The sequence below is a fragment of the Mesorhizobium sp. Root102 genome (genome assembly GCF_001425625.1).
In the GTDB taxonomy this organism is placed as follows: Bacteria; Pseudomonadota; Alphaproteobacteria; order Rhizobiales; family Rhizobiaceae; genus Mesorhizobium.
The window spans coordinates 186,001-203,468 of the sequence record NZ_LMCP01000048.1 but is presented as its reverse complement, the minus strand read 5'-3'; the positions used below and the strand labels follow the sequence as shown (position 1 = coordinate 203,468).

The window sequence follows — 17,468 nt, the reverse complement described above, 5'->3', positions numbered from 1 at the left end:
CATGCAGGGGGATGACGACTTCCAGCCGGATTTGCCGGACGATGACCTGCCGCCGCCAGAAGGCGACGATGGCGAGCCGACGCCCGAGCATCTTTTGCTCGCCGCCTGCGCGGCCGAGCCGGAAACCGACATCGGCAACGGCCGCCGGCTTCGCCGCCGCTTCGGCGACCTGGCGAAAGAGCATGCCGGTGCGGCCAGCCACATTGCCATCTGCGTGGCGCATATCGGCTGGCATGTCTTCGACGGCAAGCGCTGGAAGGAAGACGAGGACGGCTCGCTGATCCGTCAGCTGGCGCACAAGACCGCCGAGGCGATCCGCAAGGAAGCCGGCGCCATCGCGCCGAGCGACGACGAGCAGGCGATCATGGCGGCTGGCGAGGTGGCGGCGGAAGCGCTGGCGCGCATGGAGGCCGACAAGAGCAAGCGCCTGCCTGACCTCGACGCCGTGGCCCGCAAGCGTGATTACGAGATGGCGGTCGAGGCGGCAAAGCGCATCGCCGAGCAGTTTGGCGCCCGGATCGGTTCGCGCCGTCGCCATGCCAAGTCGACGGCCGGATCGTCGAAGCTCAACAATCTGCTCTGCGAAAGCCAGCCCTACATGGCTGCCAAGGTGCAGGATCTCAACAAAGAACGATACTGGGTGAACTGCCGCAACGGCACGATCGAATTCCACCAGGCCGAGATCGAGGATCAGGAAAGCGATCCCGACGATCCAAGGTTCAGCACGCAATGGCGCGCGCGGCTGCGCGAGCACCGCCAGGGCGATTTCATCACCAAGATGGTCGAGGCCGAATGGGATGCCGAGGCCAGGCCCGACATGCCGGAGTTCAAGAAGTTCCTGATCAAGGTGCAGCCCGATCCGGCGATCCGTGCCTTCCTGAAACGCTTCTGCGGCTATCTCTTGACCGGGCTGACGATCGAGCAGGTGATGCTGTTCTTCTACGGCGCCGGCCGCAACGGCAAGTCGACCTTCGTCGACCTGCTTTGCTTCATCATGGGCGACTATGCGGTGACGCTGTCGATCGACAGCTTTTCCGGCGACAACAAGCGCGGCGGCGGCGAGGCGACGCCCGACCTTGCCCGGCTGCCCGGCGCGCGGCTGGTGGCGGCATCGGAACCGGAGGCTGGCGTCAAGCTCAAGGACGCGCTGATCAAGACGCTGACCGGCGGCGAGAAGATCCCGGTGCGGCGCCTCCACAAGGATTTCTTCGAGGTCGACCCGCATTTCAAGATCGTGCTGTCGGGCAACCACAAGCCGCGCATCGACGATGATTCCGACGGCATCTGGCGCCGCCTGCTGCTGGTGCCGTGGACGATCCAGATCGCCGAGGGCGACACCGACCGCGCGCTTCCCAGAAAGCTACGCGCCGAGGCCGCCGCCGTCTTCGCCTGGATGGTCGAAGGCGCCGTCGACTATCTCAACCACGGGCTGGAGATCCCCGAGGGCGTGCGCGCGGCGTCGAACGAATACCGCCAGGAAAGCGACGCCATCGGCACCTTCATCCGCATGGCCTGCCATGTCACCGGCAACCCCGACGACAAGGAAAAGCCGATCGACCTCTATCACGCCTTCGAGAAATTCGCGGCATCGGAAGGCGTCTTCGCCTTCAACCGCTCGACCTTCGAAAAGCGCTTCGCCAAGTCGGCCGAGCGCAGCTTCGAGGGGCCGGACGGGCAGATGAAGCAGTTCCAGCGCCAGCGGTCGCATGGCGAAACCTTCTATCGCGGCATCGGCATCAGGCCGGAATGGCAAAGCCAGGGCGGCGGTGATCCAGGCCATGGTGGATATGGGGAGGATGGGCGATGACGCTGACCTATGGCTCGGTCTGTTCTGGCATCGAGGCGGCGTCGGTCGCATGGGAGCCGCTCGGCTGGCGGCCGAAATTCTTTTCCGAGATCGAGGCGTTCCCGTCCGCCGTGCTTGCGCATCACTACGGCTCGAACCTGCCGGGCGAGCCGCTTTCCAAGAACGGAGTGCCGAACCATGGCGATTTCACATCCATCCCAGGCGACGCTGGACCTGTCGATCTTCTCGTCGGCGGGACACCCTGCCAATCCTTCTCCGTCGCTGGAAAGCGTCTCGGCCTGGATGATCCGCGCGGCAACCTTGCCCTTGAGTATGTCCGCTTGGCTAAGCGCCTTGGCGCCCGCTGGGTCGTCTGGGAAAATGTCCCCGGCGTCTTCTCCAGCGCCGCCGGACGAGACTTTGCTGACTTTCTGGGCTTCCTCACCGGACGCGTCGTCGGCGTGCCCGCCGGCGGCTGGCGCGGTGCCGGCATCGTTGCGGGAAGCGCTGCATCCTACGGGATCGCTTGGCGCGTATCGAATTCCATGGCGAGGCAAGCCACCGGAAGAGTGTCCCAATGGTCCGCAATTCCGAGGCTACGGCAACTCGATGGCCGTCAACGTCATGCGATGGATCGGCATGCGCATCGACCTGATCGAGCGTCTGGCGCGCGAGGGCAAGATCCCGTGATCGCGCTTTTCCCTTTTCCCCTTGGTCAGGCTTCGCGCTGCGAGGCTTGGCATCGGGTCTGTCGGCACCCTTTGGCGGTGCTGATGGTGCTGATGCACGGGCATCGTCGCTGGATCGGCACCGTGAAAGGGATAGGGAAATCAATCGGTTGTGCAGATGGTGCCGATGGTGCCGGTTATTTCCGGGTACGCATATGATGTCTCGGCAAGGGGGATAGGGCAGCATGGTTGCCTGTCATATGCGTTATCTCAGATTACCCTCACCATCTGCACCATCGCGTTTTTCTATTGTTGTTTTGCTTGCGAAAACAAGGGTTTAGCTACTTAAGGAAAGGGTGCAGATAATGAAAATGGGTGCAGATGGTGCTGATCTGGGCTTTGTGACCAGCAGGAACCGCCCTTTGAGCCGCAATGCGGCGGGAAAACGCAGCGGGCCGGTCGAGGATGTCATCGCATGGGCATGGCGGGATGAACTGCCCAAGGTGCCGAGGCGGCAGGACAAGCCGATGGCGATGGCTGGCGGATGGGACAGCACCGGGCGTTTCGCTGAACTGCTGTCGCTGGTCGATGCGTTCGGCGTCAACGCCTTCGGTGCGGTGCCGGACTTTTCCGCCGACAGCTGGCCCTGCGAGGATGCGCAGGCGATCGGCGATGCGGTGATGGCGCTCGACGACTATGCGCTCGACCTGCCCGAGGACTGGCGCCCTGCGCCCGAGCTTGACCGCTTCGCCGGCCTTGGCGCCAAGGCGGTCAGCGATGCTTGGCGGCGCATGACGCATGAGGACGGGCAGGGCAGGGTGACGCTGCGGTTGAAGCCTTCCGAACTGATCATCAGGCGTGCGGTGATGGGCTGGGATGCGGATGGCATGCAGCTCGACGCTGTCACGCAGGAGATCGAGCGGCATGGCAACGGCAAGCCGCGCTACTATCTGCAGGTCACGCAGGACCAGCTGACGGGCAGGCATATCGACGGCTGCGATGAGACGGTGGCGCGCATGATCGAGGTCAATGGCGTCGACAAGCGTGGTGATGCGCTGCCTGGTGCCTACACCAAGCCCTACCTCGATCCCGATCCGGTCAACGCCATCATTGCCAGGGCAGAGCATGAGATATGGCTGTCGGCACTGGCCATGGTGCACGACGCGGTGGCGCACCGCATGCAGGACGTGGTCATGCTGCCCTCGACCATACCGGTGGCACCATGGCTGACACCCATGCCATCGTCACGTGTGCTAGCCGATCTCGTCGGCGATGCGGTGCTGCTCAAGGCGCAGCAGGACAAGGCCGATGCGCTGATGGCAAGGCGCTTCCCGTCATGGTTCAAGCTGTTCAATAAAAAGAATGCAGCACCCGCTTGACGCGTGCAGCGATTTGGTGGATGTCTTGTCACGGATAAAAAGCATCGAACACCCCGCCACCGGCACCGGTCGCGGGGTGTTCTCGTTTCGGCACCCCCGACGCGCGCCCGGCACCCCCCCCCGTCACGGGTCCTTCCCCGCCCCAAACTGTATGCGGGACGGCGGTAGCGCGAGGGTTTTCTAGTCAGACATGCCGGAAAACCGGGTTAACGATGTTAACGATGGCGGGTAAACGGTTTACCGAGGAATGCTTGTGACCAGCGCACCGTTGATGCCGGAAGGCGTCTGGAAGTCGCTGTCGGAAATCGCGGCGATCAAGGGGGTCAGCAAAGTCGCGGTGAAGAAGCGGGTCGACCGCTACGAACGCGAAGGCCTGGTGACGACGCGCCGCCAGGGCCGCGAGCGCCTGGTGGATCTGGCAGCATACGACAAGGCGGTCGGTGTTGCCGGCGACGCCTACCGCGAACAGGCGGCCGAGACAGTCAAGGCCGAACGGTCCGAACCGCCGAGCGCCATGCGCGACGCGCAGACTGAAAAGGCGCAGTGGGAAGCCCGACGCTCAGCACTCGATGTCAACGAACGGCTCGGCAACCTTGTGCCGGTCAAGTCGGTCGAGCTGGCGATGATCAAGGCCGGCGAGGCGATCGTGCGGTCGCTCGGGCAACTGGCCACCTTCGCGCCGGACCTGATGGCGGCGGCCAAGGACGGCGAACCGGCGATGCGCCGCAAACTGCGCGAGATTGAGCATCAGCTGCGCCGCAAGGCCGGCGAGGCGCTGACCCTGATCGCCAGCGAAGGCCGTGCCGATGAGGACAACGGCGCCACCGAATTCGACCTCGGCGACAACGACTAAACCATTTTCGGGATTACCCTGATGAAGCTGGCGTTCAAGCGATCGGCGCTGGCTGTCGTCGCCGGTGCGCTTGCGTCGATCATCATGCCGCCGGACCGCGCCTTGCCGTCCGCGTGGGCCAAGGCCAACCTGGTGGTGCCGGACGGGCCGAAGTCGGGCGAACTGTGGGATTCGTCGCTGACGCCCTACATCATCGAACCGCTCGACATGATGGCGATGGAGTCCGGCGTCAACGAAATCGCCATCCGTAAAAGTTCGCAGACCGGCTTCACCACGCTGATCATCGCCGCCTGCGGCCATATGATCGACCAGGACCCATGCCGGATCATGATCGTCCAGCCGACCACCGGCGCGCTGTCCGACTTCAACCGCGACAAGCTTCAGCCGGCGCTGGAGAAGTCGAAAGCCCTTAACCGCAAGGTTCGTTCGCAGACCAGCCGCGCCGGCGGGTCATCGACCGTCACGTCGAAAGTCTACCCTGGCGGCTCGCTGACGCTGGCCATCGCCACATCGGCGGCGGACCTGCGGTCGAAGACGATCAAGGTCGCCTATCTCGACGAGGTCGACGAATACCCTGACGATCTCGACGGCCAGGGCGATCCGATCGGCATGGTGAAGGCCAGGCAGATATCCTTCCTGATGTCAGGCGAGTGGAAGCGGGTTTACAACTCGACCCCGACCGTCAAGGGCGCGTCCAAGATCGACGCCTATTTCAAGGCCGGCGACCAGCGCTACTGGCACATGCCATGCCCCGGTTGCGGTGACATGTTCCGCTTCATCTTCGACCGTACGCATTTCAAGTTCAACGATAGCTACCCCTACAAGGCGCACTACGTTACGCCCTGTTGCGGCACCATCGTCGAGGGCGACGAAAAAGTTGCGCTGATGCGCAAGGGCCGGTGGATCGCCACCGACAAGAAGCCGGGTGATTATCCGAGCTATCATTTCGACGCGCTGACTTCGCCCTTCGTGCCTTGGGATGTGATCGCAGACGAATTCGTCACAGCCAATGGCGACCCGCAGAAGCTCAAGACCTTCGAAAACCTGACGCTCGGCCTGCCGTTCGACATCAAGGGCGACGCGCCCGACCATGTCGGGCTGATGAAGCGCCGCGATCATAGCCTGAAGCGTGGCCACATCCCGGCCGCCGGCCTGATGCTGACCGGTGCGGCCGACGTGCAGATGAACGGCATCTGGTGGTCGGTGCGAGCCTATGCGCCCGACCGCCAGAGCTGGGTTGTCGACGCTGGCTATATCGACGGCGCCACCGACGATCCGCATGCCGGCGCCTTCCTCGAACTGGAGAAGATCCGCACCAAGCAGTGGCCGGATGCCTACGGCAAGACGCGCGCCGTCGACCTGTTCGGCATCGACAGCGGCTACCGCAGCCATGTCGTCTACTCCTGGGTGCGCGGCAAGGCGGCGACCTTCGCCCTCAAGGGTGTCGACGGATGGAGCCGCCCGGCGCTGGGCCAGCCATCGCCGGTCGACATCGATTTCAAGGGCAAGCGCATCCGCAACGGTGCCATGGTCTGGGCGGTCGGCACTTGGTCGCTGAAAGGTGCCTTCTACGCCGACCTGCGCAAGGAAGGCATCGCCGCCGGCCAACCGGCCAACCCGTCAGGCTATATCCATTTCGGTTTCTGGCAGGACGAGGTGTATTTCCGCCAGATCACCTCAGAGTATCTGTCCAACGAGACGTTTCGCGGCCGTGTGCGGCGTGTCTGGACGGTGCGCCGCGGTGAGGAAAACCATCTCCTCGATTGCGAAGTCTACAATTCAGCGCTTGCCGACTATCTCGGCCTGTCGCGCATGACCGCCGACCAGTGGCGCAAGATCGCCGCCGATCGTGGTTTCCCCAAGGATTTCGACTTTTTCGCCCCTGAGATCCTGCAGGTGCAGATGCGGGCGCCCGAAACACCGAAACAGCAGGCTTCAGTCGAGCAGCCGGCCGAAGCCTCTTTCTGGGATTGATCCGATGGCCTGGACGCAGACCGACATCGACACGCTGAAGAAGGCGATGTCGTCAGGCGTGCTGACTTTCAAGCACGGCGAGACGCTGACCACCTTCCGCTCGATGTCCGAGATGGAACGCGTGCTGGCGCGCATGGAGGTCGAGGTCAAGGGATCGACCTCCGGCGCAATGTTCACCGAATACCATGGCGGCACCTGAATGAACGCGCTCGACCGCCTCATCTCGGTGTTCTCGCCGCAGGCCGGCCTGCGCCGCGCTGCCGCGCGTGCCTCGCTGGAAGGCTTCGAGCGCAGCTATGCCGCTGGCCAGTCCGGCCGCCGCAACAAGGGCTGGACCGGTCGCGGCACCTCGGCCAATGTCGAGGTCGGCCAGGCGCTGGCCACGCTGCGCAACCGGGCGCGCGAATTCGTCAGGGACAGCTGGGCCGGCCAACGCATCCTCGACGTTCTAGTCTCGCATGTCGTCGGCACCGGCATCACCGTGGTGCCGAACACCGGGTCAGACCGCGCCGACAACCAGTTCCGGCTGGTGCGCGAGGAATGGCAGGCACAGGCCGATGTCGAAGGTGTTCTCGACGAGCCGACCATGCAGGCGCTGGCTTTGCGCTCGATGGTCGAGGGCGGCGACAGCGTTATCCGCTTCGTCGACCTGACGTCGGCCGAGGCTGATGGCAGCGTGCCGTTCAGGCTGCAGGGTCTCGAAGGCGACCAGATCGATGCCTCACGCGACTATGGCCTTGCCGGATCGAACACCAGGCTGGGCGTTGAGTTGGGCGACAATGGCCGCCGCAAGGGCTTGTGGCTGTGGAAGAACCATCCCGGCGACATGTCGGTGTCGTCGCTGGTCGGCGGATCGGCGCTGGTCGGCTGGAACGATCTCTGCCACCTCTACCGGCCATTGCGCTGGGGCCAGGTGCGCGGCATCACCTGGTTCGCGCCGATCCTGCTGAACGGCAGGGAAGCGCAGGACCTGTTCGATTCTGCCCTCATGCAGGCGCGGACGCAGGCATGCTTCGCTGGTTTCCGCAAGTCCAATCCGGGCGACCCTAACCCGTTCGCCACCAAGGACGCCGCCGATGGCGCCGGCGACAGCCAGAAGGTCACCCGCATCGAGCCGGGCATGATCGTCGACATCGGCAATTCCGACATGGTCTTCGCGCAGCCGTCGTCGCAATCGCAGTTCGGCACCGTCTACCTCGCCGCCATGCAGGCGATGGCCGCTGGCGCCGGCATCACCTATGACCAGCTGACCGGCGATCTCAGGCAGGCGAATTACTCGTCGCTGCGCGCTGGCAAGATCGATTTTCGCCGCCTGGTCGAGCAGATCCAGTGGCATCTGATGGCGCCGCGGCTGGTGCTGCCAGCGACGCGTCGCTTCACTGACCGTGCCATCCTTGCCGGCAAGCTCAAGCCGCGCAGTGGCGGCTATCCGGTCGACCTGATCATGCCGGCCAACGAGCCGATCGATCCGAAGAAGGATCTGGAGGCGGATATCGCTTCCGTCCGCGCCGGTCGCCAGTCGCCGCAGGAGTTCATCTCGGCCTGGGGCCGCGACTGGAAGAAGGTGGTCGCCGACACCGCGACATTCTTCGATGTCGCCGACAAGGCCAAGCTCGCCCTCGACATCGACGGCCGGCGCCCACTCAACGGCGGATCGCCGCCGGCGCCGCAGGATGGCGCCCCGCAAACACCACAGGATGGCAACAATGACTGAGATCATCCGCCTGCCGCAGATGCTGCGCGACGCCGAGGTGCGCGCCGGTTCCTTCGATGAAGCAACCAACAGCATCGATGTCATCTGGACCACGGGCGCCACGGTGCGGCGCTTTTCGTGGATGGATGGCGAGTTCGACGAGGAATTGATCGTCAGCGGCAATTCCGTTCGCCTTGGCCGCCTCAATGCCGGTGCGCCGTTCCTCGACACGCACGGCCAGTGGAGCCTCAACGACGTCATCGGATCGGTGGTGCGCGGATCGGCCAAGATCGAAGGCGGCAAGGGCGTCGCCACCGTCAAGCTGTCGGCCGCCGCCGACGCCGTCGATCGCGTCGCCCGGATCAAGGAAGGCACGGTTTCCAACATCTCGGTCGGCTACCGCATCCACGCCGTCGAGCGCAAGGAAATGGATGGCAAGGTGCCGCTGCACCGCGTCGTCGACTGGGAGCCGTGGGAAATCTCGGCGGTGCCGATCCCGGCCGATCCCGGCGCGCAAGTGCGCAGCGACGGCGCCAAGCCGGAAACGTTCGATTGCCGCGTCATGCGCACGCTCGCCGACGCCAACGAGGTCCGCCGCATCCGTCTCGGCATGCAGCAGCGGATGGCCGGTTTCGGCCGCTAGACCCAGAAGCATAAGCCTCTCAACGGCCGCCTGCGCTCCACCGGGGACGCAGGGCGACGGCTCATCGCCCCGGAAACGCAAGAAGGACCAAAAGCCATGAAAAAGGCTTTCCTCTCCGCGGCCGTCGCCATGATCCTGTGCGCCGGCCTTATCTTCGGCCTTGGTGCCGACCTGGCATATGCGGCTCCGCATCTGTCGTCTTTCGACCTGCACCAGCATTTCAACCTCACCGACCTGGCCCATGCGGCGCCGCTGGCGCTTGCCGGCCTGCGCAGTAAGCTGACCGAACTGACCACCAAGGCCGAGCAGAAGAAGGCCGAGATCAAGGACGATACCGCACCCGATGCGGCGCGAACGATCGAGGCCGACCATGCCAGGATCCTGACCGAGATCGAAGAGGTCAGGGCGCAGATCCGCACGGCGGAAGAAGAAGAGACCCGCAGCCAGCGCCAGACGCCGCCTGCCGACACCGCGACCCGTGCCGCCGACATCGTCGGCATCGCGGCGACGGCTCGCGCCCAGGGCGTCGAGCTGTCGACCGAAGATGAACAGACGGCGATCCGCACCAATGTCGATCCGGCGACCTTCCGGGCGCAGATGTTCGACCGTCTGGCTGCCCGCCAGACGCCGACCAATCCTGCCCGCATCACGCAGGACGATCGCGACGTCCGCCGCACCGCCATGACCGAGGCGCTGTCTTATTCGCTCGGCGCACCGTTGCCGGTCGCCGGGCCTTCCGCCGCTGCCCGTCAGTTCATGGGCCGCAGCGTCATCGATATCGCGGCGCAGTCGATCGACTGGCGCGGCGGCATGGTGGTCAATGCGCGCCAGAAGGACGAGATCCTGACGCGCGCCGGCATGTCGACGTCGGATTTCCCGATCATCTTCGAGAATGCCATCAACCGCACACTCGAAGGCCGCTATGCCCTGGCGCAGCCGACCTATCGCAGCATCGCCCGCAAGCAGAACTTTAACGATTTCCGGCCGCACACCACGGTAAAGATCGGCGATTTTCCGATGCTGCAGAAGGTGCTGGAATCCGGCGAGATCAAATACGGCACCTTCAATGAGGGTGCGGAAACCGTGCAGGCGTTCAGCTACGCCATCGCGCTTTCCATCACCCGCCAGATGCTGATCAACGACAACATCGGCGCCATTGCCGACCTGCTGTCGAGCTATGGCCCGACCGTCGCGTTGTTCGAAGAAGTCACCTTCTATTCGATGGCCTTCAACGCCGCTTTGGCGGACGGCAAGACGGTCTTCCATGCCGACCATGCCAACCTCGCCAGCCCCGGCACGGTCATCGACGTCACCAATGTCGGCAAGGCGCGTGCTGCTATGTCGAAGCAGAAGTCGACCGGCGGCAACCAGCTGTTGCAGAACGCCGCCAAGATGCTGCTTGTCGGACCCGACAAGCTGACCGAGGCGGAAATGCTGATCGCCTCGATCACGCCGGCAACCGTTGCCACCGTCAACATCTTCTCCGGCAAGCTCGGCGTGCTCGACACCGCCCAGATCACCGGCAACGCCTGGTATGCGTTCGCCGATCCTGCCATGGGGTCCAACTACCGCTGGGGCTATCTGGAAGGCTACGAGGCGCCGCGCGTACGCACCGACGAGCCGTTCGGCACCCAGGGCTTCAAGATGTCGGTCGAGCTCGATTTCGGCGTCGGCGCTGTCGACTACCGCTTCGGCTACAAGAACCCCGGCGCCTAACCCGGCCTGACACCTCACGGGCGGTCATCGCCGCCCGTTCCCCTTTCATCCGTCCCTCTACAGGAGGCAAATCATGAAGAACTACATCCAGCCGGGTAACGAGATTGCCTGGACCAATGAAGACGTGACCGACGCTGTCGCTGTCGCGTCGGGCGATGGCGTCGTCGCCGGATCGCTGTTTGGCGTCGCCAACGGCGATATCGCCGTTGGCGATGAGGGCACTCTGTCGCTGATCGGTGTCTTCGAACTGGCCAAGGTCTCGGCGCAGGCCTGGACCTTCGGCCAGAAGATCTATTGGGTCGCTGCCGATGCAGAAGCCACTTCGACGGCCGGATCCAACAAACTGATCGGCGTTGCGGTCGAGGCGGCGGATAACCCGTCCGCGACCGGCAAGGTCAGGCTGTCGGCCGCCTTCACCGTCTGATTGCACCGTGGCGACACTCGCCCGCGACTGGGAAGGCGAAACAGCCTTCGTGCTCGCGGGCGGGCCGTCCGTGCTCGATCTCGACCTGTCGCTCCTGAAAGGGCGGCGGGTCATCGCCATCAACTCGGCGCACCTCGCCTGGCCTGATGCGGATGCGCTTTTTTATGCCGATGCCGGTTGGTGGACCGACACCGGATGGAAAGAGCCGGCCTTTGCCGGGGAAATCTTCACCACCTCGCCAGTCGGCGGTCCGAAGACGGTCAAGCGGCTGGTCAAGATCAAGCCGGCGTCAGGCGTCTCGACCGATCCCGGCCGTGTCGCGCTCGATGCCACCTCGGTTTCGGGCGCCATCAACATTGCTATCCATCGCGGCGTCGCCCGCATCGTCCTGCTTGGCGTCGATGGCTGCCTGGGTTCCGATGGCCGCCGGCACCACCATGGCGGGCTCTATCCGAACCCGCTCAGAAAAGGCTGGTTCGACCGCCATCGCGCCGAACTGGAAGGCTTGGCGCGGTCAATCCGGGCGCTCGGCGTCGAGGTCATCAATTGTTCCCCGGTCAGCCACGTCGCTTGCTGGCCGAAGATGTCGTTTGGAGACGTGCTTTCCATGCTCGACCGCGCGCGATGACATGAAGCCATCTCTCGTCATCAGGGGGCAGTGGGGACTCGGCGACAATATTTTTGCGCGGCCGATCGTGCGCGCCTGCGCCGAACGCTACGATGTCTGGCTCGATACGCCGTGGCCCGAGCTATACGAGGACCTTGCCGTCCGCTTCGTCAGGATCGATCGGAATTTGCGGACGCAGATGCGCAACGTCGCGCGCCAGCCGTCGTCGCGCTGGTCGATACCGCCGCGCGCCGCTCGCGAATTGCGCCTGGGCTACGGGCATACGGATCTTGTGCGCGGCTCGATCATAGCGGCACTTGAACGGCAGATCGGCGCGGCAGGGGTCAGGCTGACGGCGCCGGTCTGGGATCTGCCCGACATGGGCGCGGCTCCGCTTTCATGCGACCGGCCGCTTGCAATGGTGCGCCCGGTGACGGTGCGAGCCGAGTGGCGCAACGAGGCGCGCAATCCGCGCCCGGAATATGTCGCAACGATCGCAGGCGAGCTGATGGCAACGCATCGCGTGGTCGCCGTCGCCGACCTTGAGCCCGGCCGTGAGTGGCTGGACGGTGAACTGCCGCCGCATCACGACGCCTTTCTGAAGGGTGAGTTTCCGGTGCGTGAGCTGCTCGCCATGGCGCGGGAAGCGGACATCATCGTCGGCGGCGTCGGCTGGATCGTGCCGGCGGCGATCGCCATCAAGAGCAACGCCTTCATCATTCAGGGCGGCCATGGCGCCCACAACGCCGCTTCCGTCATCACGGACCCGCGGATGGATCTGTCCCGGCTCGGTTTTGCCAAACCTTTGAGGTTCTGCCCGTGCTCACACATGCTGCATTGCTGCGACAAGACGATACCGGACCTGATGAACCAGTGGCTGGCGTTCCGCCGCGGCCTGACTTCTTCGATGCCTGCGCCGCCCGCCAGCTGACCTGGTGGCCCGAGCTCGGCATCGGCTTCTATCCGGTCGAGGCGGGCATCGAGCCGTACGACGCGGCCTATTTCGAGCGCTTCCAGCAACAGGCCGACACGCTGATCGGCCGGGCGCTGATGCAGGCGCGCGTCGACTTCGTGAGCGGGCATTATCAGGGCGGGCTCGTCGATGTCGGCATCGGCTCCGGTGCCTTCATCGAGCGGCGCAACTCAGTCGCATCGGAAACAACGTTCGGCTTCGACGTCAATCCCGTCGCGGAAGCATGGCTGCGCCAGCGCGGTCTGTTCATCGACCCCTATCGGGAGCGCGTTCCGGCCGTTTCGCTGTGGGACGTGATGGAACACATTCCGGATTTTCGCGCCTTGCTGGCGCGTGTCAGCGAATGGGTCTTCGTCTCGATCCCGATTTTCAGGGACGGTCAGCACGTGCTCTGTTCGAAGCATTTCCGCAAGGACGAGCACGTCTGGTATTTCACCAGCGACGGTCTCATCCGGGCGTTCGACGACTGCGGTTTCGATGTTGTGTCCTCCAACAGGATGGAAACCGATTGCGGTCGTGAAGATATCGGCACTTTCGCATTTCGGCGGCGCGGCGAAGGCCGGTCAAGGGCTTCACGCTGCACTCGTGGGCTGGCTCGAACATGATTTTCGTGCGCGTCGCCGATCAGGTGCTGATCTGGTGAGCGCCGCGCGGCTTCGTGCCGCCGCGCCGGGTTTCGAACGCCGCCGCGATGAGAATGGCGACGGCAGCCGCTAGCATGACGCCGAACAAGGGTTGCAAGCCCATAGCGCGCGCAGCCTGCAAGACCGGGACGTGTGTCGCATATAGCGGGTAGGAAATTGCGCCGGCCCAGATCGCCCATCTCATCCGGGGCATCCCGAGCGAAGCGCGGACGATGAACGGGCAGCAGACCAAAGCCAACATTTCTAGCGGTGCGTTGATCGAGGCGAGGCCAAGGGCTAGCGCGAAGGCGCAGACCGCCAATATCGGTCTGCTTCCGAGCGGCGCATCGCCATAGGTTCGAAAGATCCAGATGCCGACGAGATAACAGGTCAACTCGCGTGGGATCAGCCAAAGGACTGAGGTAAAGGCCGGGCTCCATAGCGACAAACCCATCGTGAAGCTGGGGATGAAGACCAGCGCCGCCGCCACAGCAACGACCAACAGTTGCATGTTCGAAATCTTCGAGAGGATCGCACCATGCAGGATATTGCAGACGATCTCTACGAACAGCGACCACGCGGGCACGTTCAGCGGAAAGGCTGGACGCCCAACCACTGGAAGAAAGCATAGGATCAAGGCATAGGCTGCAACCAGATGCGCCGCGAGGCCTGAATTCGCCGCCACCAGGGCCAGCCCGATGGTCGAGCCGACCGCCAACGGCAGGAACAGCCTGCGATATCGAAGACCGATGAAACGCAGTGTCGTCATGTCGTGGCGCAGCCGGTCCTCGTAGGTTCGAGCCATCACGAATCCGGATAAAATGAAGAACAGGTCCACAGAGATTGAAGGGCTGAACGGCGAGGCCGGAAATTTGTAGATGCGCGCCAGGTGATGCACGGCAACGGCTATCGCCGCGACCCCGCGCAAAGCGTCCAATCCGTGCAGCCGTCCCCCCATCACGCCAATATTACTGAAGGTGAACCGCATGTCCATTCGTCACGGCGCGAGGCAAAAATAGATGCTGCAACTCCTTCAATCCGCACCGCCTGCCGCCGGAGGCAGCGCGGCATGGTCATTGGCCAACAGCTGGACTTACTCCGCCGATGTGGCCAACGTCGATTTCACCAACCTCGGCAGCTACAATGAATTGATGCTGCTTGTGCGTAATATAACGGTGTCTGTCTCCGGCGTGCGCGTCCTCTATGTCAGCACCGACAACGGGGCAAACTATAGAAACACGAGCGGGGACTACGTTAATCTCGTCGCCAATAACATAGAAGCCAATACAACCGGCGTTGGTTTCGGCACATCGAACAGCGCATTGGCCCGGTCTGGCATTATCAAGATCCCGCAATCGGGCCTGAACGGTGTGCCGAAAATAATCGAAAATCAGACACTTGGTCTCGGGTCTGTGTTCGTCCAGTCGACATCGCCAATCAATGCGGTGCGGATAACCAACAACACTGGCGGCAATCTGACGGGCGGCACAATTCATGTCTTTGGACGCTAAGCCATGAGCAGCTATCTCCCGATCGTCAAGAACGGTGCCGCCGGCGCGATCTTCTATGTCTCGCTGGCGCCGCGCACGGCCAACGGGCAGTGGCAGAGCAACCCGACGTTTGCCGCCGGTGATGTCAAGATCTCGCTCGACGGTGGCGCGCTGGCCAATCTCAACACCTTGCCCGTCGTGACGCCGGCTTCGTCGAAGCTGGTCAAGGTGACGCTGAGCCAAGCCGAGACCAACTCAGACAACATCACCATCATCTTCAGTGATGCCGCTGGCGCCGAATGGTGCGACCTGACCATCAATCTGCAGACGGCGGCAAAGCAGTTCGACGACCTGGCGACGCAGGCTTCGGTCGATGCGGTGCAGTCGGATACGAACGATATCCAGACGCGCGTGCCGGCCGCGTTGGTTTCCGGCCGCATCGACGCCAGTGTCGGCGCCATGGCCAATGACGTGCTGACCAACGCCGCAATCGCGGCCGACGCGATCGGATCGGGCGAACTGGCGACATCGGCCGTCACCGAGATACAGAGCGGTCTTGCGACAGACTCGGCCGTCGCCACCTTGCAGACCAGCGTCGACGATCTGCCGACCAACGAGGAACTCACCACCGCTCTAGCCGGCGCCGATGATGCCGTGCTGGCGCAGGTGGCGCTGGTCAAGGCCAAGACCGACAATCTGCCGGCAGACCCGGCTGATGCCTCCGATATTGCCGCCGCCTTCGTCTCGCTGGCAAGCCATGGTGACAGCGCATGGTCGACCGCGACGGGCTTCTCGACGCTCGATGCCGCCGCCGTCAACGCGGAAGTCGGTACCGCCTTGGTGGATGCCGGCGTGACGATGGCACGCATGGCCCACCTCGACGCCGACGTGTCGACGCGGCTGCCGGCCTCTGGCTACACCGCGCCTGACAATGCCAGCATCGCCACGATCGACGGCAAGGCCACCACCATCCTGGCCGGCGTCGTCGCCATCGACAGCAAGACGGCGAACCTGCCGAGCGATCCGGCCGACCAGTCGCTGGTCATCGCGGCGGCCGATGCTGTGATGGCGCGCCTAGGCGCGCCGGCAGGGGTATCGCTCAGCGCCGATGTCGGCGCCGTCAAGGCCGATACCGGGGCAGTCAAGACCAAGACGGACAGCCTTTCCTTCACGGTCTCGGGCCAGGTCGATGCCAACATGCAATCGATCAACGACACGCTGCTGACCGGCGACGGCTCGACCGGCGACAAGTTCGGCCCAGCTCCATGATTGGCACCGTCTGGGCCGATTGCTGGCTCGATTGCTGGACAGACTGCTGGGCCGATGCCGTCACGCCGCCGATCGCCACGCTGATCCTCGGCGCCATTTCGATCCGGCCGCTGCTCGGGGCCTCGTTGCAGATGAAGACCGCGCTTTCAGGCGATATCGATGCCGGCCCATTGCTCGCCGGCAAGATCAGGACGGATGACTGACCAAGAGGCGGTGAGCGGCGAAGGCCGCGAATGGGGAAGCAAAAAAGAATGACCTGCGTCGTCTACGTCGACAACACCAACCTGATCGAGGTCGTCGGGCTGAAAAGCGCGATCGAGGGTAGCTTCGTCAACGACGCCGATGTCAGCGTGACGGTGAAGGATGCCGAGGGCACGAATGTCTCCGGGCAGACCTGGCCGGCAACCCTGACCTATGTCACCGCATCGGAAGGCAACTATCGCGGCATCATCGAAGACGACGTCGCGCTGACGGCCGGCACCACCTATTACGCCCATATCGACGCCAATGCCGGGGCCAATCGCATCGGCCATTGGGAATTCGCCTTCGTGGCCAGGACAAGGCGGGCGACATGAGCATCTGGCAGATCCACTACGATGCGCTCTATGCCTCGCCGATCGCCGTCGATGCGGTGCTGACCGTCGCCTGCGGCAACCCGCCGGAAACCATCCGCGCCATCGACAAGACGGTCGGCCAGATGATCGCCTTCAACCGCGTCGATGTCGCCACGATCGGTCCCGCCGCCACTGTCCGCGCCAGCGAACTGGCGGCCAAGGGCATCGAGCCAAAAGATGTCGACAACGGCACGCTGGCGATGAACGGCAAGGACTGGAAGATCATCAACCACGAGCCGCTGCCGGCGCCGACCGGCGAGGCCGGCGGCGAACTGCGGCTGATGCTGGAGGAAATCCGTGGCTGAACTTGAAGACAGGCGCGAAGACATCCTTGCCAGGCTGCTTGTCGTGGCTGGCGGCATCGATCCAACGCTCAATCCGCTTCGCAACGAAACCAGCATTCCCGATTCGGCCATGCCGGCCGTCGTCGTGCTCGACGGCAAGGAGCTGGCCAACCCCGAAGATCCATTCAGCCATAAGGCAGACACCAAACGCCGCGTGGCGATGATGCCGGAGGTGCAGTTCCGGCTCGCCTCCACGGCCAAGAACGTCGGCACCGATCTGAACCGGATGCGCCGCAAGCTGATCGATGCGGTGCTTACGGATACGGCGCTGCTGGCGCTGACCATCAACGGCAAGTCGATCCGCTACGACGGGTCGAACACCGTCACCGAGCGCGGCCGCTCGATGGAGGGCGGCATTGGTGTCGGTTTCACCTTCACCTACGCGCTCGAACCGGCCACCTGATTTCAACCT

The 17,468-nt window shown here is 63.9% G+C and carries 20 protein-coding genes; 19 read left to right on the top strand and 1 reads right to left on the bottom strand.

All coding sequences use genetic code 11. The annotated features are described in order from the left end of the window. Window position 1: 1 nt before the first annotated feature. The 13 genes from ASD12_RS32155 (at window position 2) to ASD12_RS32095 (ending at window position 13,321) form a co-directional block, all read left to right on the top strand. A complete protein-coding gene (locus tag ASD12_RS32155; protein ID WP_056596616.1) occupies window positions 2–1,807 on the top strand; it encodes a phage/plasmid primase, P4 family in 1,806 nt (601 codons plus the stop codon). Then, window positions 1,804–2,673, top strand: coding sequence for a DNA cytosine methyltransferase (locus ASD12_RS32150; protein ID WP_056596613.1), 870 nt, complete (start codon window positions 1,804–1,806; stop codon window positions 2,671–2,673). The genes ASD12_RS32155 and ASD12_RS32150 overlap by 4 nt, the downstream gene beginning before the upstream one ends. Before the next feature lie 203 nt (window positions 2,674–2,876). After that, window positions 2,877–3,833: a hypothetical protein gene (locus ASD12_RS32145; RefSeq protein ID WP_156398692.1), complete on the top strand. Its 957-nt coding sequence runs from the start codon at window positions 2,877–2,879 to the stop codon at window positions 3,831–3,833. A gap of 253 nt (window positions 3,834–4,086) precedes the next feature. Beyond that, on the top strand, window positions 4,087–4,686 hold the full coding sequence (locus ASD12_RS32140; protein WP_156398691.1) for a winged helix-turn-helix domain-containing protein: 600 nt from the start codon (window positions 4,087–4,089) through the stop codon (window positions 4,684–4,686). Window positions 4,687–4,707: 21 nt separating this feature from the next. Further along, window positions 4,708–6,660 (top strand): terminase gpA endonuclease subunit, encoded by a 1,953-nt coding sequence (locus ASD12_RS32135; RefSeq protein ID WP_056596604.1) that lies wholly within the window; start codon window positions 4,708–4,710, stop codon window positions 6,658–6,660. A gap of 4 nt (window positions 6,661–6,664) precedes the next feature. After that, entirely contained in the window at window positions 6,665–6,859 is a 195-nt protein-coding gene (locus tag ASD12_RS32130; RefSeq protein ID WP_056596602.1) for a hypothetical protein, read from the top strand. After that, window positions 6,860–8,374: a phage portal protein gene (locus ASD12_RS32125; RefSeq protein WP_056596598.1), complete on the top strand. Its 1,515-nt coding sequence runs from the start codon at window positions 6,860–6,862 to the stop codon at window positions 8,372–8,374. Next, the gene (locus ASD12_RS32120; RefSeq protein ID WP_056596595.1) at window positions 8,367–8,996 is read left to right on the top strand and encodes an HK97 family phage prohead protease; all 630 of its coding nucleotides are present in this window, start codon (window positions 8,367–8,369) and stop codon (window positions 8,994–8,996) included. The genes ASD12_RS32125 and ASD12_RS32120 overlap by 8 nt, the downstream gene beginning before the upstream one ends. A 96-nt stretch (window positions 8,997–9,092) precedes the next feature. Further along, window positions 9,093–10,712, top strand: a complete 1,620-nt coding sequence (locus ASD12_RS32115) for a hypothetical protein (RefSeq protein ID WP_056596593.1) — start codon at window positions 9,093–9,095, stop codon at window positions 10,710–10,712. Between the two features lie 73 nt (window positions 10,713–10,785). Beyond that, window positions 10,786–11,136, top strand: a complete 351-nt coding sequence (locus tag ASD12_RS32110; protein WP_056596590.1) for a DUF2190 family protein — start codon at window positions 10,786–10,788, stop codon at window positions 11,134–11,136. A 7-nt stretch (window positions 11,137–11,143) separates the two neighbouring features. After that, window positions 11,144–11,764 carry a hypothetical protein gene (locus tag ASD12_RS32105; RefSeq protein WP_056596587.1) on the top strand — a complete coding sequence of 207 codons (621 nt, stop codon included), beginning with the start codon at window positions 11,144–11,146 and terminating at the stop codon, window positions 11,762–11,764. Between the two features lies 1 nt (window position 11,765). Then, window positions 11,766–12,674 carry a hypothetical protein gene (locus ASD12_RS32100; RefSeq protein ID WP_056596584.1) on the top strand — a complete coding sequence of 303 codons (909 nt, stop codon included), beginning with the start codon at window positions 11,766–11,768 and terminating at the stop codon, window positions 12,672–12,674. Then, window positions 12,617–13,321 (top strand): methyltransferase domain-containing protein, encoded by a 705-nt coding sequence (locus ASD12_RS32095; protein WP_056596581.1) that lies wholly within the window; start codon window positions 12,617–12,619, stop codon window positions 13,319–13,321. Before ASD12_RS32100 ends, ASD12_RS32095 begins: the two co-directional genes overlap by 58 nt. Window positions 13,322–13,340: 19 nt before the next feature. Here ASD12_RS32095 and ASD12_RS32090 read toward each other — a convergent pair whose 3' ends face one another. Then, window positions 13,341–14,327 (bottom strand): acyltransferase, encoded by a 987-nt coding sequence (locus ASD12_RS32090; RefSeq protein WP_162252310.1) that lies wholly within the window; start codon window positions 14,325–14,327, stop codon window positions 13,341–13,343. A gap of 31 nt (window positions 14,328–14,358) precedes the next feature. On the opposite strand from ASD12_RS32090, the gene ASD12_RS32085 reads away from it, so the two are divergent. From ASD12_RS32085 to ASD12_RS32060, 6 genes are read left to right on the top strand one after another with little or no spacing between them, the layout of a single operon-like run. Continuing rightward, window positions 14,359–14,850 (top strand): hypothetical protein, encoded by a 492-nt coding sequence (locus ASD12_RS32085; RefSeq protein WP_056596575.1) that lies wholly within the window; start codon window positions 14,359–14,361, stop codon window positions 14,848–14,850. A gap of 3 nt (window positions 14,851–14,853) precedes the next feature. Next, a complete protein-coding gene (locus ASD12_RS32080; protein ID WP_056596571.1) occupies window positions 14,854–16,098 on the top strand; it encodes a hypothetical protein in 1,245 nt (414 codons plus the stop codon). Beyond that, window positions 16,095–16,301 carry a hypothetical protein gene (locus tag ASD12_RS32075; protein WP_056596567.1) on the top strand — a complete coding sequence of 69 codons (207 nt, stop codon included), beginning with the start codon at window positions 16,095–16,097 and terminating at the stop codon, window positions 16,299–16,301. The genes ASD12_RS32080 and ASD12_RS32075 overlap by 4 nt, the downstream gene beginning before the upstream one ends. Window positions 16,302–16,349: 48 nt before the next feature. Then, the gene (locus ASD12_RS32070) at window positions 16,350–16,673 is read left to right on the top strand and encodes a hypothetical protein (protein ID WP_056596563.1); all 324 of its coding nucleotides are present in this window, start codon (window positions 16,350–16,352) and stop codon (window positions 16,671–16,673) included. After that, window positions 16,670–17,017 carry a hypothetical protein gene (locus tag ASD12_RS32065; RefSeq protein ID WP_056596559.1) on the top strand — a complete coding sequence of 116 codons (348 nt, stop codon included), beginning with the start codon at window positions 16,670–16,672 and terminating at the stop codon, window positions 17,015–17,017. The genes ASD12_RS32070 and ASD12_RS32065 overlap by 4 nt, the downstream gene beginning before the upstream one ends. Further along, window positions 17,010–17,459: a hypothetical protein gene (locus ASD12_RS32060; protein ID WP_056596557.1), complete on the top strand. Its 450-nt coding sequence runs from the start codon at window positions 17,010–17,012 to the stop codon at window positions 17,457–17,459. The genes ASD12_RS32065 and ASD12_RS32060 overlap by 8 nt, the downstream gene beginning before the upstream one ends. Window positions 17,460–17,468: the final 9 nt, after the last annotated feature.